The 13,380-nt window shown below is 41.0% G+C and carries 8 protein-coding genes; 4 read left to right on the top strand and 4 right to left on the bottom strand.

Annotation, left to right across the window (positions count from 1 at the left end):
• Positions 1-102: 102 nt before the first annotated feature.
• Positions 103-450 carry a cupin domain-containing protein gene (locus tag ACO6S0_RS06145; RefSeq protein WP_422351120.1) on the bottom strand — a complete coding sequence of 116 codons (348 nt, stop codon included), beginning with the start codon at positions 448-450 and terminating at the stop codon, positions 103-105.
• A gap of 58 nt (positions 451-508) precedes the next feature.
• Positions 509-2,518 carry a polysaccharide lyase family 7 protein gene (locus tag ACO6S0_RS06140; RefSeq protein WP_422351119.1) on the bottom strand — a complete coding sequence of 670 codons (2,010 nt, stop codon included), beginning with the start codon at positions 2,516-2,518 and terminating at the stop codon, positions 509-511.
• Between the two features lie 311 nt (positions 2,519-2,829).
• Here ACO6S0_RS06140 and ACO6S0_RS06135 point away from each other — a divergent pair, with 311 nt between their 5' ends.
• From ACO6S0_RS06135 to ACO6S0_RS06120, 4 genes are all read left to right on the top strand, one after another.
• Entirely contained in the window at positions 2,830-3,546 is a 717-nt protein-coding gene (locus tag ACO6S0_RS06135) for a ribonuclease activity regulator RraA (RefSeq protein WP_422351118.1), read from the top strand.
• A gap of 122 nt (positions 3,547-3,668) precedes the next feature.
• The gene (locus ACO6S0_RS06130) at positions 3,669-5,441 is read left to right on the top strand and encodes an arylsulfatase (protein WP_422351117.1); all 1,773 of its coding nucleotides are present in this window, start codon (positions 3,669-3,671) and stop codon (positions 5,439-5,441) included.
• A gap of 380 nt (positions 5,442-5,821) precedes the next feature.
• A complete protein-coding gene (locus tag ACO6S0_RS06125) occupies positions 5,822-7,012 on the top strand; it encodes a serine hydrolase domain-containing protein (protein WP_422351116.1) in 1,191 nt (396 codons plus the stop codon).
• A gap of 45 nt (positions 7,013-7,057) precedes the next feature.
• On the top strand, positions 7,058-7,885 hold the full coding sequence (locus ACO6S0_RS06120) for a CPBP family intramembrane glutamic endopeptidase (RefSeq protein WP_422351115.1): 828 nt from the start codon (positions 7,058-7,060) through the stop codon (positions 7,883-7,885).
• A 452-nt stretch (positions 7,886-8,337) separates the two neighbouring features.
• Here the strand turns inward: ACO6S0_RS06120 and ACO6S0_RS06115 are convergent, their stop codons facing one another.
• Together ACO6S0_RS06115 and ACO6S0_RS06110 are read right to left on the bottom strand one after the other, a co-directional pair.
• Complete coding sequence (locus ACO6S0_RS06115; protein WP_422351114.1) at positions 8,338-9,798, bottom strand: rubredoxin; 1,461 nt, start codon at positions 9,796-9,798, stop codon at positions 8,338-8,340.
• Positions 9,799-9,802: 4 nt separating this feature from the next.
• Positions 9,803-13,336: a molybdopterin-dependent oxidoreductase gene (locus tag ACO6S0_RS06110; protein ID WP_422351113.1), complete on the bottom strand. Its 3,534-nt coding sequence runs from the start codon at positions 13,334-13,336 to the stop codon at positions 9,803-9,805.
• Positions 13,337-13,380: the final 44 nt, after the last annotated feature.

Here is a 13,380-nt window from a genome sequence, read left to right as displayed (position 1 = left end):
TAGTGTGTTTTTTATTGGTCCTCCAAACTGGTTAACCAATTTGGTTTACCAAATATATATTATTTTTTCGTTAAAAAAATTAATTTCCTGATTTTAACACTTTTAGCCCATAAAGTCTTCTCGAATAGGACTAAAAACATCAATTAAGACACCTGCTTCGGTGCAGACGGCACCATGCATGGCATGTGGTGGAATGTAAAAAGAGTCACCCCCTTTTAGCGTCTGGGTTTTACCATCTATGGTCACGTCAAAGCTGCCACTTTCCACATAGGTTACCTGTGAGTGGTAGTGCTCGTGCATTTGACCTATAGCACCCACTTCAAAGTGAACTTTAACAAGCATGATTTTATCATCATAGCCCATAATTTTTCTCTTCAGTCCTTCACCAACAACCTCCCATTCAAGATCGTCCCCTTGAATAAACTCCTTGCTTGCTCCAAATGTTTTCATATAAAATTGCTCTTGATCAGTTAAAAATTTACTTTTCTGAGATGTGCTTTGTCCTCTATTATTTTGGTGGTATTCCAGGACCAATAGTTGCAGCCCTGAACCACACTTCTGTATAACAGCCATTTTCATATTGCTTGGCTATGTCGCCACCATAGGTTTCCGCCCCAGCACACCAAACCATATTGGTTTCTGGACTTTTCCCGTTGGTTTGGTTATATACACCTTGTTTAAAATAATTTAGTTCTCCACTATAAGCATTCTGACGTTCCGTTCCGTCTTGTCCTATTGGCACGAATAGTTTCTTGACCTGTTCCGGTAAATCAGTGCTATTCACATATTCGGATGAGATGAGATTTTTAGTGAATGTTTTGGTCTTATGCCCTTCACTTTCAAAGGTGAGGTACATTATACCTTCATATACATTTACTTCGTAGCTAAATTCTTCGCCAAGTTCTATTCCGTCGTTCGGTTCCGGTGGAAACGTATGCTTACTAGGTCCTACAACAGACATATCATTTCCCCAAACCGCCGTTGAAAAATCCCATCTTTTTGAGTTATCGTCACCTGCGGTGTTGATTTCATAATTCCAGAATACGGATCCCTTCTTATGACCTGGAAACTTCTTGTAAAATATTTTAAGTGGCTCATTTTCATGTCCTTCACCACTATGAATCTGTCCAACTACGGTGGAATAGGATGCAGCGACCCGCGCATCCCCAGAAACAGAAACCTGCATAACCTTGCAAGTGCCCGTTAGGTTACCTCCTTTCTCGGGTGTCCATTCCCTTTTTTCCTGTAGCTCAGTTCTGGTATTACTGGAATTTTTTGAAGTGACACCGGAATTAGGTGTTTTATAAACTACCCAACGCCGTGTTCCATCAATTACGGTATAGAAAAAATCCTTGTGCTCATACTTGGTCAAATCATCTACATGCGTTCCATCCCCAGTCAATATTTTGAATTTATCCATAAAAGGAATGACCTCATGGGGGTAAACGGTTTTCTTGCTTAAGCCATCATTGGCTTGGAAATAACCCGCATTGGAAATCGCATCCTCGCTAATCTCGATACTTGCCGATTCAAACCAAACTTCTGCATAATTTCCATCTGCATATTGTTTTTCAATATTCCCGTCATGGGTTTCAGCCCCAGAACACCATACTTTGTTCACCCTGGGATCTTTCCCATTGGTTTGGTTGTAGCATCCCAATTTGAAAAAGAGTCCCTCCTCTTTATAGGCATTTTTGCGTTCAACACCATCCTGACCTATGGGAACAAACAAATGCTCCACCTGTTCCGGAAAATCTTGTCGGTTTGCATATTCAGATAAGATAAGGTTCTTGGTAAATGTTTTTGTTTCGTGCCCCTCACTTGTGAATTTGAGATGCATAACCCCATCTTTTATTATCACTTCGTAACTGAATACTTCGCCCAAAGCTATTCCATCTTCCGGTTCGGTTGGATAGCTGTTTTCATCGGTTCCAACAACGGAAAAATCGTAACCCCAAATAGGATGAGAGTAGTCCCACCTTTTGGAGTTATCATCACCTGCTGTATTGATTTCGTAATTCCAAAAGACAGAACCTTTGGTATGACCCGGAAATTTTTTGTAAAATATCTTGAGTGGCTCATTCTCATGCCCATCTGCACTATGAATTTGGCCCACAACTACCGAATAAGTTGCAGGCACACGGGCATCACCAGTGGTTGCCACATTCATCACCTTTAGGGTAGCATTCATTTTAGCCTCGGTCATGGGAGACCACTTTTTCAATTGAGCCAGCTCGGTTCTTGTATTGTTTGAAGTGCCGTGGGTATTGCCAGCATTTGGGGTTTTAAACACCACCCAATCCTTTTCATCATCTTTGGCCGTATAAAAGAAATCCTCATGTTCATAGTTGGTTGCCTGCCCCACATTGGAACCATCACCCAAGATTAAATTCCAGTGCTGAAAAAATGGTATAACGTCATTTGCACTTGTGCCCATAGCTACCTCTTCCGAATGCTCACTGGATTTTTGCGCTTTGCGTTCAACACAGCCAACGAGTAGCAAAACGACACTAATCATTGATAGACAATGGTAAAAAACTAATCTTGATGTTCTAAAGTTCATTTTTGCTGTGTTGATTATTATTAATGTGAAAAACGACTATCCAGTTAAACTTTTCAATAGTCTTAGCACTGCTTCAACGGATGAACGAAAATCCGCTACCCTTTTTTTTGAGGCATCTTCCAGTATGTGCAAGTTATCGCCATCATTGGAAGAAATTCCAAGTTCATTTAAATTGGTTAACCAGATTGGTTTACCAAATATATGTATATTTGTCTTATTACCAAAAAATTGAAGAAAAAAATACCAAAACACCAATATTACATACCATGGTCACGGATAATTCATCAGCAATAATCAACAAACTTAAAAAGGTAAGTACAGCCACCATTGCAACTTGTTTATTTAAAAAAGGTCTGAAAAATCAATTCATTCAAGAAGTGCAACCACTTGAAAAGGGGAAGTCAACAATGGCTGGTATAGCCTATACGCTCAGGTACATTCCCGCACGAGAGGACCTGAATTCGATTGAGGTATTCAAAAATCCTGAACATCCGCAACGGGTTGCAATTGAGGAATGCCCAAAGGGGTCCGTACTCGTTATTGACAGCCGCAAGAATGCGCGCGCTGCTTCTGCAGGCTCCATTTTGGTAAGCAGGCTCATGCAAAGAGGTGCGGAAGGCATTGTTACCGATGGAGGGTTTCGGGATTCGGCCGAAATAGCGGCCTTGGATTTCCCAGCCTTCCACAAAACTCCTTCTGCACCCACCAATTTAACACTTCATCAAGCCATTGCGATCAACGAACCAATTGGTTGTGGAGACGTGGCCGTATTTCCTAGGGACTTCATTGTTGGGGATGATGATGGTGTCATCGTAATACCGCGGAACATAGCAGCTGCAGTTGCAGAGGAGTGCTTGCAAATGACCCTTTACGAAGAATTTGTAATGGAAAAAGTCAATCAGGGAAGCCCAATAATCGGACTTTATCCCCTTACCGATAAAAATCTAAAGATTGAATACGAGCAGTGGAAAAAAATAAAATAGTAAAATTTGCCCCAATAGATTTACCAAATAAGTTATTGGACAAAAGGGGACAATACCTCTTTGAAGTCTAAAAGTTATTTTGGTGCCATACCATATGAATTTATGTTGCTACCTTGTAACCGATGAATCTTGCAAAACCTTTATCCTTTTTAGTTGTGCTGTTCTGTATGGGCTGCGCGAACGAAAACAAGGTCAAAAATGAAGTTGAAAAACCCAATATAATTGTCATTTTAACTGATGATCAAGGGTGGGGTGATTTAAGTTTCCATGGCAACACCAATCTTTCTACTCCCCATATAGATTCCCTAGCCATTGAAGGGGCGGTTTTTGATAATTTTTATGTGCAACCCGTCTGTTCCCCTACTCGCGCAGAGCTTTTAACGGGCATGTACTTTCCTAGGTTGGGGGTGTACTCTACTTCTGCCGGAGGTGAACGAATGGACACATCTTTCCCCACCTTTGCTGACTTTTTTCGAAAATCTGGATATGCTACTGCCGCCTATGGCAAATGGCACAATGGAATGCAGCCACCTTATCATCCCAATAGCAGGGGCTTTGAGGACTTTTATGGTTTTTGTTCCGGTCATTGGGGAAATTATTTTGGGCCCATGTTGGAACACAATGGGGAGATTGTTAAAGGTAACGGTTTCCTTGTGGACGATTTTGTGAACCATGGTATAGACTTTATTTCAAAGCATCAAGAACAACCTTTTCTACTGTACCTTCCGCTGAACACACCCCATAGTCCAATGCAGGTTCCAGATGTCTTTTGGAACAAATTCACCAATCGGAAATTGCAGAAGAGATACCAAAATGAAAGCGAGGAGGATTTACAGTTTACCAAAGCCGCTTTGGCCATGGTAGAGAACATTGATTGGAACGTAGGTAGACTGACCTCTTATCTGAAGCAAAAAGAATTGGATAAAAACACCATTGTTGTCTTTATGTCTGACAATGGCCCCAACGGATGGCGTTGGAATGGAGGATTAAAGGGCAAAAAGGGTTCCACGGATGAAGGCGGTGTGAAATCCCCTTTCTTTATCAAATGGCCCGCTGTCATTGACCCAGGACAACATATTGAACAACTTATGGGGTCGGTGGATTTGTTGCCTACCTTGCTTGGGTTGGCCTCTCTTGAATCATCGATAGACCTAGGCTTTGATGGTCAGGATTTCAGCGGTCTTATTAGAGGAGAGGGGCTGCAGGTAAAGGATAGGGCAATCTTTAACCATTGGAACAATAAAACTAGTGTTCGCACCCAAAGCTATCGCTTGGATTCTGAGAATAGGTTGTATAACATCGTCGCTGATCCAGGACAGACTACGGATATATCCCTTTCCCAATCCAAACTAAGGGACTCCTTGATTATCTTAAAAAACAATTGGATTGAAGAGGTGACAACCACTGAAAGGGATAATCAACCCTTTACCCTTGGACATCCTGATTTTAACCTTACCCAACTACCCGCCAGGGATGGAGAAGCCCATGGAAACATCAAACGCAGCAACAGATGGCCCAATGATTCCTTCTTCACGAACTGGAAGAGTATTCAAGATTCCATAACCTGGGATATTGAGGTATTGGAGAAAGGGACTTTCGAGGCAATCCTGTATTATACCTGTGGGGAACAAAACATAGGCGCGGAATTGGAATTGGCATTTAGGAACGCTGTGGTAAAAAAGAAAGTAATCGAACCAAATTCGCCTCCCCTGATTGGAGCCGAAAACGACCGTTACCCTAGGATGGAATCGTATGTTAAAGACTTCGTCCCTATTTCACTAGGTAGCATTCATCTGGAACAAGGAAAAGGTACTCTTGTATTAAAGGCCACCCAGATTCCAGGAGATGAAGTCATAGATTTCAGGTTGCTGCAATTTGTACGACTTGATGAATAAGTGTGCTGCTTTAAGACACGTTCAAATGCAACAAAACCGCTAGAAAAACCAGAGGTCTCCGTGGTCAGGGTTACAGATCTAGCCGTTATCCCGCAATAACCTATTAATCAGTATTTTATGCCATGTTTTCAAAATATGGACACCTGATTATACAATAAAAACAAAGAAACAGAGCACTAAACTGTTATCTACAATCATCGCTGGTAGCTACTTTATGAAAACCTTAATGGATTTTTTTGGTTCTGAAATGTAATTCAGAACCCTTGCCACAATCTTATTAGGTTTTTTTGGACTTCAAGACTAAGACAGTTTCCTTGTTTTATGAAGAGATTGAGGCGGTTGCAAATGATTAAAAACTAACCTATAACCTGCAAAAGAACTTGAGAACCAAAACCAGTAATATTTTAAGGGCAACAAGCCTATTGATCATTTTATGTTTAATCTTGATTTTGATTGGATGCGATAAGCATGATAATCCACAATCCAACCCAGAAAACTCCTCGTACAACTATGCTATTCCTGAAGAAAAACAAGATGGTTGGCTAGTCACAAGTGTTGAAGATGTTGACGTTGATAAGATTTTATTGGAAGAGGCTATCTCAAAAATCGTCGATGGTGACTTCGTCAACATTTCTTCCATTTTAATAGCTCGTGATGGTCAGTTAATCGTAGATGAGCTTTTTCGAACAACTTTGGATGCTAATGACGCTGCAGTTCGTAACACCGACCTGAATGTCCATACGATGCAATCCGCTACAAAAAGTTTTGCTTCAGCACTTATGGGCATTGCAATCGATAAGGGATTTATTAACTCAGTTGATGTAGGCTTTTATACCTTATTTCCTGAATACGATAGTTTTGAAAACTGGAGTGATAGTAAAAATCAAATAACTTTAGAAAATGTTTTGACCATGCAACATGGTTGGCAATACAACGAGTGGGACTATCCTATAGAAAGTGATCAAAACACACTATTTTTTATATACCGCAATTATTCTGATTTTGTAAAAGGTCTATTGGACTTACCTATGTCCTCAGAGCTGGGTAATTCTTTTGCTTATTCAACCATGGCTTCTCATGCGTTAGGAGCCGCTATTAGCAATAAATCCAATAAAAGTGTTCCTGATTTTGCACAAGAATACCTTTTCGGGCCTTTGCAATTTGATACCGTTTACTGGCTTTTTAGTCCAACAAATAGAGCTATGACAGGATGCTGTTTGTTTATTTCAGGAAGAGATATGATCAAACTTGGCCAGCTGTATTTAGATGAAGGTAGATGGAATGGAGAACAAATAATATCATCCAATTGGATTGAAAAATCTGTAACCAAAGCTGTCGATTTAAATTTAGGATTTACAGATGGATATGGTTATCAATGGTGGATGAAAGAATTTACAGTGGATGGACAGTCAGTAGACGCCTTTTTTGCGGCAGGTAATGGTGGTCAGTTCATTTATGTATTTCCAAGTTTGAATGCTGTAATTTCCTTAACTGGAGAAAATTATGGCTCCCAAACTATGTATCAAGTCACATCTTTACTTGAAGACTACCTATTAAAAGCACTTAAGTAAACCTATTGGAAATAGATAAAAGCTGGCAACAAGTAAAGATTTGGGATGAATAAGGAAAAAGATAAGGTGTTGGTAAACATCTACAAATATTTTGGCCTTACCATTTTAATCTCATGGGGTCTTTGGAGCCCTTTGTATATCTCGGAAGAGCTGAATGAATTTTGGGTCCTTCCTGGTGCTTGGGGGCCAACCATTGCCGCAATCCTGTTAACATTGGTAAATTCAGGGAAGGATGGGCTCAAAAATCTTCTTAAAAAATTACTCATTTGGAAAGTGAACGTTAAATATTATCTCTTTGCAATTTTTGGCCTTCTACTCATCGGATTGGTTTCTGTCACTGTTTATGATATTTTAGGAGGCAACTTACTTGATATTACAGTGGTTTTGGAGGGAATGGGAATAGATAATGGGGATTTTGGTCTAGCTCTGTTGTTACTTCCTGTTTTTTATTTAATCAATACATTACTAGGTGGTCCAATTGCCGAGGAATTGGGATGGAGAGGTTATGCCCAAGAATTACTACAGAACAAATACAGTCCTAATGTCTCTGGTCTCATAATTGGATTTATGTGGAGCATATGGCATTTGCCCCTATTCATTTTTTTACCCAAAGCGGTGGGTTCAATGCCCATTTGGTTCTATATTCCTTTAATGACTTCCCTGGGATTGGTATTCTCTTGGTTATACAATAAAACCAACGGAAGTGTTCTCTTGGCCATTTTACTTCATGGAGGAACGAATTTCGCACATGGCTTTCTTGGGGCAGATGTTTTTAAAGATTTGAAACTGCTTTCAATTCAAGTTTTATTCATAATCATTTTGGCAATTATACTCTCAAGAAGAAATATAAAACCACTTGCCAAAAATATATAAGTGTAATGCACACATAGATTGATAGTTGGTTTGGAACGTTCCTTGATTTTCTGTGCAGAGAATTGCTGCGATGGTGTTTTTGGCCTTCCTATTCAATGACCTTGGCTAAACAATGATTGTTGTATCCAAAGTCAAAGCATACCCGAAAGCTGTTTAAAGATAGGACAGTTTCAGTGGACATCCGCACACCTAATGCACATCTATTATATGGTTTTGATTGGTTTCTGGTGAATTCATTAAAAATAAAAAGCACTGAAAATCAAACGATTAATAGTGCTTTATTGTTGCTTATTTTTAGGCTAGTCGAGGTGGCGGAATCCGAGAACGTTTTATATCTCGCTATAAACCAATTACCTAAGTTCAATATTTTGTAATTGATCGCCTTTTTGATCTCTTTTTCAGTCTATCATGGCTTTTCAGAAACTGAAAACACCAAATAATATCATGTGACCCTATCTTTCATTAATTGGGCCACCTTGGCCCATGGCTATTTCAACAGGCTCAAAATTTGACTTATCCGCTCCACAAACAGAGCAATAATACTCTTTGGACAAAGATTCAAACTTTGTGTTTCTGTCAATATTGGATTGGGGTTCTCCTACGGCTTCATCGTATATCGTTAAGCAATTCCTGCATTGGTGCACTTTATGGGATATGGGTTCGGTCTCTTCCTTTTTTTTGTTTTCCTGTTCACTTTTCTGGCCAAGTTGTAAAAAGTATTGCTTGCTCAATTCAATCAGGAGATGGGGAAGTGCTTTTTTGTCCACATCTTGCGCATAGACCAAATATTCCGTTGTATTGGGGTCAAAATCCTTAAAATGACAGACATTATAAGTGGGTTTTGCTTCATATTCAGTCAGCAAGGTGGAAATGGGATTTCTTTCAATCACTATGGAAGAAAAATGGGATTGTTTGCCAACTTCATCGCTAATACCAAATGTTAGTCCATAAGTGCTAATATCATTCTGGTCAAAACCAGTGACCAGATACTTTTTAAGCCCTAACGCTTCTTGATCATCAACGGGCAAATGCCAATTCATTTCCAACTGGGAGTGCCTAACGTTGATGCCCCTTTGCCCTAGAAATCGTTCCAACTCGGGGCGACTCTGTTTGGATATTCCCTTTATGATGAACGATTTCCATGGAGTGATGCAAATTTTCCCAATACTGTTATCCAAACAAAATCCGCACAGCGCTTTCAAAAAATCCAGATCGTACCGATTATTTCTCCAATACAGTCCCAACCAATACTGATCGATCCCCATTTTGTTCATCCCTTCGTAATATGGGAATGTCAGGTAGGGAACAACAAGTTCCTTATCCATTGTTCTGTTATTGGTATTGAGAAATTGATTTAATACAGTGAACAATTGTTCAACGTTGTCCATGGTATGGAATACCTCTTCAATGGTCTTGCATAAAGAAACAATGTCCCAACTATAAACCAGAACAGGATAGTATGCGCTCTTTTTCCAGTGGGGAAGAAAAACATTCAAATACCAATAATCCTCTAGTTCGGAGGCAATGAAATTGAGGTTACCATTAAATATGGGCACCAAACGTTGTTTTGGATCGGTGATGTTGATTTTTAGTTTTGGCAAAAAATCAAACTGTTCCAAAAGGTATAGGTATGTGGAGCCTTTAAGCCAATGGGTCGTATCAAATATATCGGTCGAAACATAAGAGCATACAATATTTTGATAGTTTCTATCCGAAATTACATCCGTGCTGTATTTCGATATTTGCTCAAGTTGGTCCTTTTTAAGATTCTCCAGAGGAAATAGCAAATCTTGACGTGATCCAAAATAAACTTCGGACAGACCAGCAGCCTCGAGCATAGCTATGATATCCTTTAGCTCTCCCGGAGAGGTAATCCCTCCTTTGATCAATATTCGGTGCAGATCATCATTCATACATTTACGCTATGGCCATTTTTACTTGTCCTTTTAACAATGCTTGCACTTCTGGCTTGCAGCTTCCGCAGCCAAGACCAGCGCCCGTTTCAGCACATAACTTGGCAAAATCCGTACAGCCTCTTGCAATGGCATCCTTAATATTTCCATCCCCCACTTGACTGCAAGAACAGACCAAATCTCCTTTCATTGGCTCGACTTTGGCTGCTCCCCGTAACAGTTCTTCCCGTTTTTCTGAAAGTTCTATTTCATCCTCAATGAGTCGCTTGAATTCTGCAAATTCAGTTTTATCCCCCATCAAGATTGCACCTTTTAAGGTATCATCCTTCACAATGCACTTTTTGTAAAATCTTTTGCTGACATCCATCAGTAAGATTTCTTCATAAGAAGTGTCGTTTTTAGGTGTATTGACCATGCCTATACTGCACAAATCCAAGTTTTCAAACTTCAAGATATTCATCAGAACCGAACCGTTGTATATACTGCTTAAATCTCCCAAAATGTAATTGGCGGCAACATCTGCCTGTTGTTCCGCCGCCGAAGTGATACCATACAGGGCGTTCTGAAATTCAGCCATTTCACCCAATGCAAAAACAAAGGGGTCGCTCGTTTTTAAATAAGGGTTGACCAAAACACCCCTTCTTGTTTCAAGCCCCGCATCTTGCGCCAAAGTAATGTTGGGTTTGGTTCCTATCGCATAGACAATGGCATTGCACCTCAAGGTTCGTCCGGTTTTAAGATTGACCAAAAGGGTATATGGGGAATCTTTGTCCCCAAAAACGGTACTCACCTCATTATCAAAGAACAGTTGGATGTCCCTTTCTGAAACGTCTTCTGCCAATAACCTGCTTGAGATAGGGTCTAGTTGCCGCTCCATAAGCCTTGGTGCACGCTGAATAATACTGATATTGACATTGATTTTCTTTAGCGCAGCCGCCAATTCAAGTCCTAACAAACCACCACCAACAATGACCACATGCTGCTGATCGGCCGGAAGTTTAGTGTTGGATAAATAGTGTTTAAGGCGGTCCGCATCACCACGTTCCCGCATAGTAAATCTTCCCGGTAGATCCAACCGAACTTCATTTGGGACAAAAGCACGACTTCCTGTTGCCATGACCAAAAGGTCATAGGAATGAGTGTACCCTAGGTCATCAACCACGGTCTTTTCTTGTACATTGATTTTTTGAATACCATTTTTAGCGTACAGATTGATGTTTAGCTTTTCCAATTCACCCTGTTTCAGTTTTAGGAGGGATTCCCAAGACAGTTCTTCATTGATGTATTCAGGTAACAAAACCCTATTATAGAATGGGTGTTCTTCCTTGGAAAATACATGGAGTTCATCTTCCCTATTTTTTTCGCGGTAGGTCTGTATAAAACGATACGCTGCCGCCCCGGCCCCAACAATCACTATCTTTTGTTTTGGCTTCTTATATTTTTCCACCTGAACTGCACAATATTTAAAGTCAGGTTCTTTTGAAATGGGATCCACAATATCATTGGTGATGTTATTGGCCCTACTAAAATCATCATTTAGGACTTTCCCCCAATGCATGGGCAAGAAAACGACCCGTTCCCGAATGTCATAATTAACTTTCACCTTGACCCTTACACTACCGCGCCGGCTCTTTACCACTGCAATATCACCTTCCCTAAGATTGCGCAAATAGGCATCCACCCCGTTCATTTCAAGAAAAGGTGACGGAATATGGGTCAGTAAACGCTTTACTTTTCCGGTCTTAGTACGGGTGTGCCATTGATCACGCACCCTTCCTGTATTCAAAATCAAAGGAAAATCAGGTGTTGGAGCTTCTGATTTGTTATAAAGTTGTTGAGGAGCGTTAAAATGAGCCTTTCCATTCGAGGTAAAATAGTGTTGGTCCTGAAACAGCCGTGGGGTGCCCTTATGGTCAGGAGAAGGCACGGGCCATTGAAAGCTCCCCTCCTTGATGAGTCTTTCATAGGATAGTCCGGAAATATCAATGGTTGTTCCCTTTGTCAACAAACAATATTCATCATAGACCTCAGAGGCATTGTTGTAGTCAAAACCATGATAGCCCATTTCTTGCGCAAAGCGCCATAAGATTTCCACATCGGGCAGTGCTTCCCCTGGTGGGTCAATTACCTTTGGCAAATAGCTTATGCGACGCTCAGAATTGGTCATGGTGCCCTCCTTTTCCAACCATCCGGCGGCAGGCAACAACAAATCTGCATACTTCGTGGTCTCTGAATTGTGCGAAATATCCTGAACTATCACAAAACTTGCCTTTTCCAGGGCCCGTTCAATTTTCTTGGCATTGGGCAGGCTCACAATGGGATTGGTACAAATGATCCAAACTGCCTTCATTTTGCCCGATTCCAGAGCGTTGAACATTTCCGTTGCCGTAAGACCAGGCTCTCCTTTAATTTCCTTTCCGCCCCAAAACTGCTGAACCTCCTGTCGATGGTTCGGATTACCCAAATCCCGATGAGCAGCCAGTAAACTTGCCATTCCACCTACTTCCCTACCTCCCATGGCATTGGGTTGGCCAGTAAGCGAGAAAGGTCCGGAACCAGGTTTGCCGATTTGCCCGGTTAAAAGGGATAAATTGAACAGGGATAGGTTTTTATCGACCCCGATAACACTCTGGTTCAATCCCATGGTCCACATACTGATGAAACCCTTGGCATCGCCAATACATTTTGAGGCCGTTCGTATCTCATCGGCAGTGATGCCACATTTTTCAGCAGCTTGGCGAATCGTCAGTTCAAAGGCCTTTTGTCTGCATGCTTCAAAATTGGAAGTATGCTTTTGGATAAAAGTTTTATTGATTTTTTTCTTTTCGATGAGCCAACGCGCCATGGCATTGAACAGAATGACATCCGTACCAGGTAAAATTTGTAAATGCTGGTCCGCCAAGGCACAGGTCTGTGTCTTTCTGGGGTCCACCACTATAATTTTCACCTTCGGATTTTGCTCTTTATGCTTCTCAATTCGTCTGAATAAAATAGGATGACACCAAGCGGGATTGGCACCTGCGATCAAAAAACAATCTGCCAGTTCAATATCGGCATAAGCTATGGGCACTGCATCGTTCCCCACGGTTTTCTTATACCCTACAACCGCGGAACTCATACAAAGTCTGGAGTTGGTATCAATATTATTGGTTCCCAAAAAGCCCTTGGTCAATTTATTGGCCAAGTAATATTCCTCTGTAAGGCATTGACCCGAAACATAGAGTCCTACACTATCTGGGCCGTGACGGTCCATGATACTTTTGAACACAGCCGCTGCCCGCTCAAAGGCCAAATTCCAAGGAACGCGCTGCATGGGATGATTTCGGCTCCATCGCATTTCCGGATAAAGGATTCTATCCGAAGTATCTTGGGTCACATAGTTCAACGTCTTGCCTTTTGAACAGAGCATACCCTTGTTCACCGGGTAATCCTCGGTTCCTTCCACCGAAAGGGTCCCTTTGACATCCTTGGTAACCGTAATGCCACAACCTACTCCACAATAGGAACAAATGGTTTGATATGCATCCCTTTTTGACATTGAATATAGCAAGGTGTTTCTATGGGATAAAGTTAGAATATTAC

Origin of the sequence: Flagellimonas sp., assembly GCF_965233845.1 — a bacterium.
Classification (GTDB): Bacteria; Bacteroidota; Bacteroidia; order Flavobacteriales; family Flavobacteriaceae; genus Flagellimonas.
Note: the sequence above shows the minus strand (reverse complement) of the source record. Positions and strands in the feature narration are given on the sequence as shown.

Coding starts and splice junctions, on each gene's coding strand:
- ACO6S0_RS06145 (WP_422351120.1), bottom strand. CDS start 450: ATGAAAACATTTGGAGCAAGCAAGGAGTTTATTCAAGGGGACGATCTT.
- ACO6S0_RS06140 (WP_422351119.1), bottom strand. CDS start 2,518: ATGATTAGTGTCGTTTTGCTACTCGTTGGCTGTGTTGAACGCAAAGCG.
- ACO6S0_RS06135 (WP_422351118.1), top strand. CDS start 2,830: ATGGTCACGGATAATTCATCAGCAATAATCAACAAACTTAAAAAGGTA.
- ACO6S0_RS06130 (WP_422351117.1), top strand. CDS start 3,669: ATGAATCTTGCAAAACCTTTATCCTTTTTAGTTGTGCTGTTCTGTATG.
- ACO6S0_RS06120 (WP_422351115.1), top strand. CDS start 7,058: ATGAATAAGGAAAAAGATAAGGTGTTGGTAAACATCTACAAATATTTT.
- ACO6S0_RS06115 (WP_422351114.1), bottom strand. CDS start 9,798: ATGAATGATGATCTGCACCGAATATTGATCAAAGGAGGGATTACCTCT.
- ACO6S0_RS06110 (WP_422351113.1), bottom strand. CDS start 13,336: ATGTCAAAAAGGGATGCATATCAAACCATTTGTTCCTATTGTGGAGTA.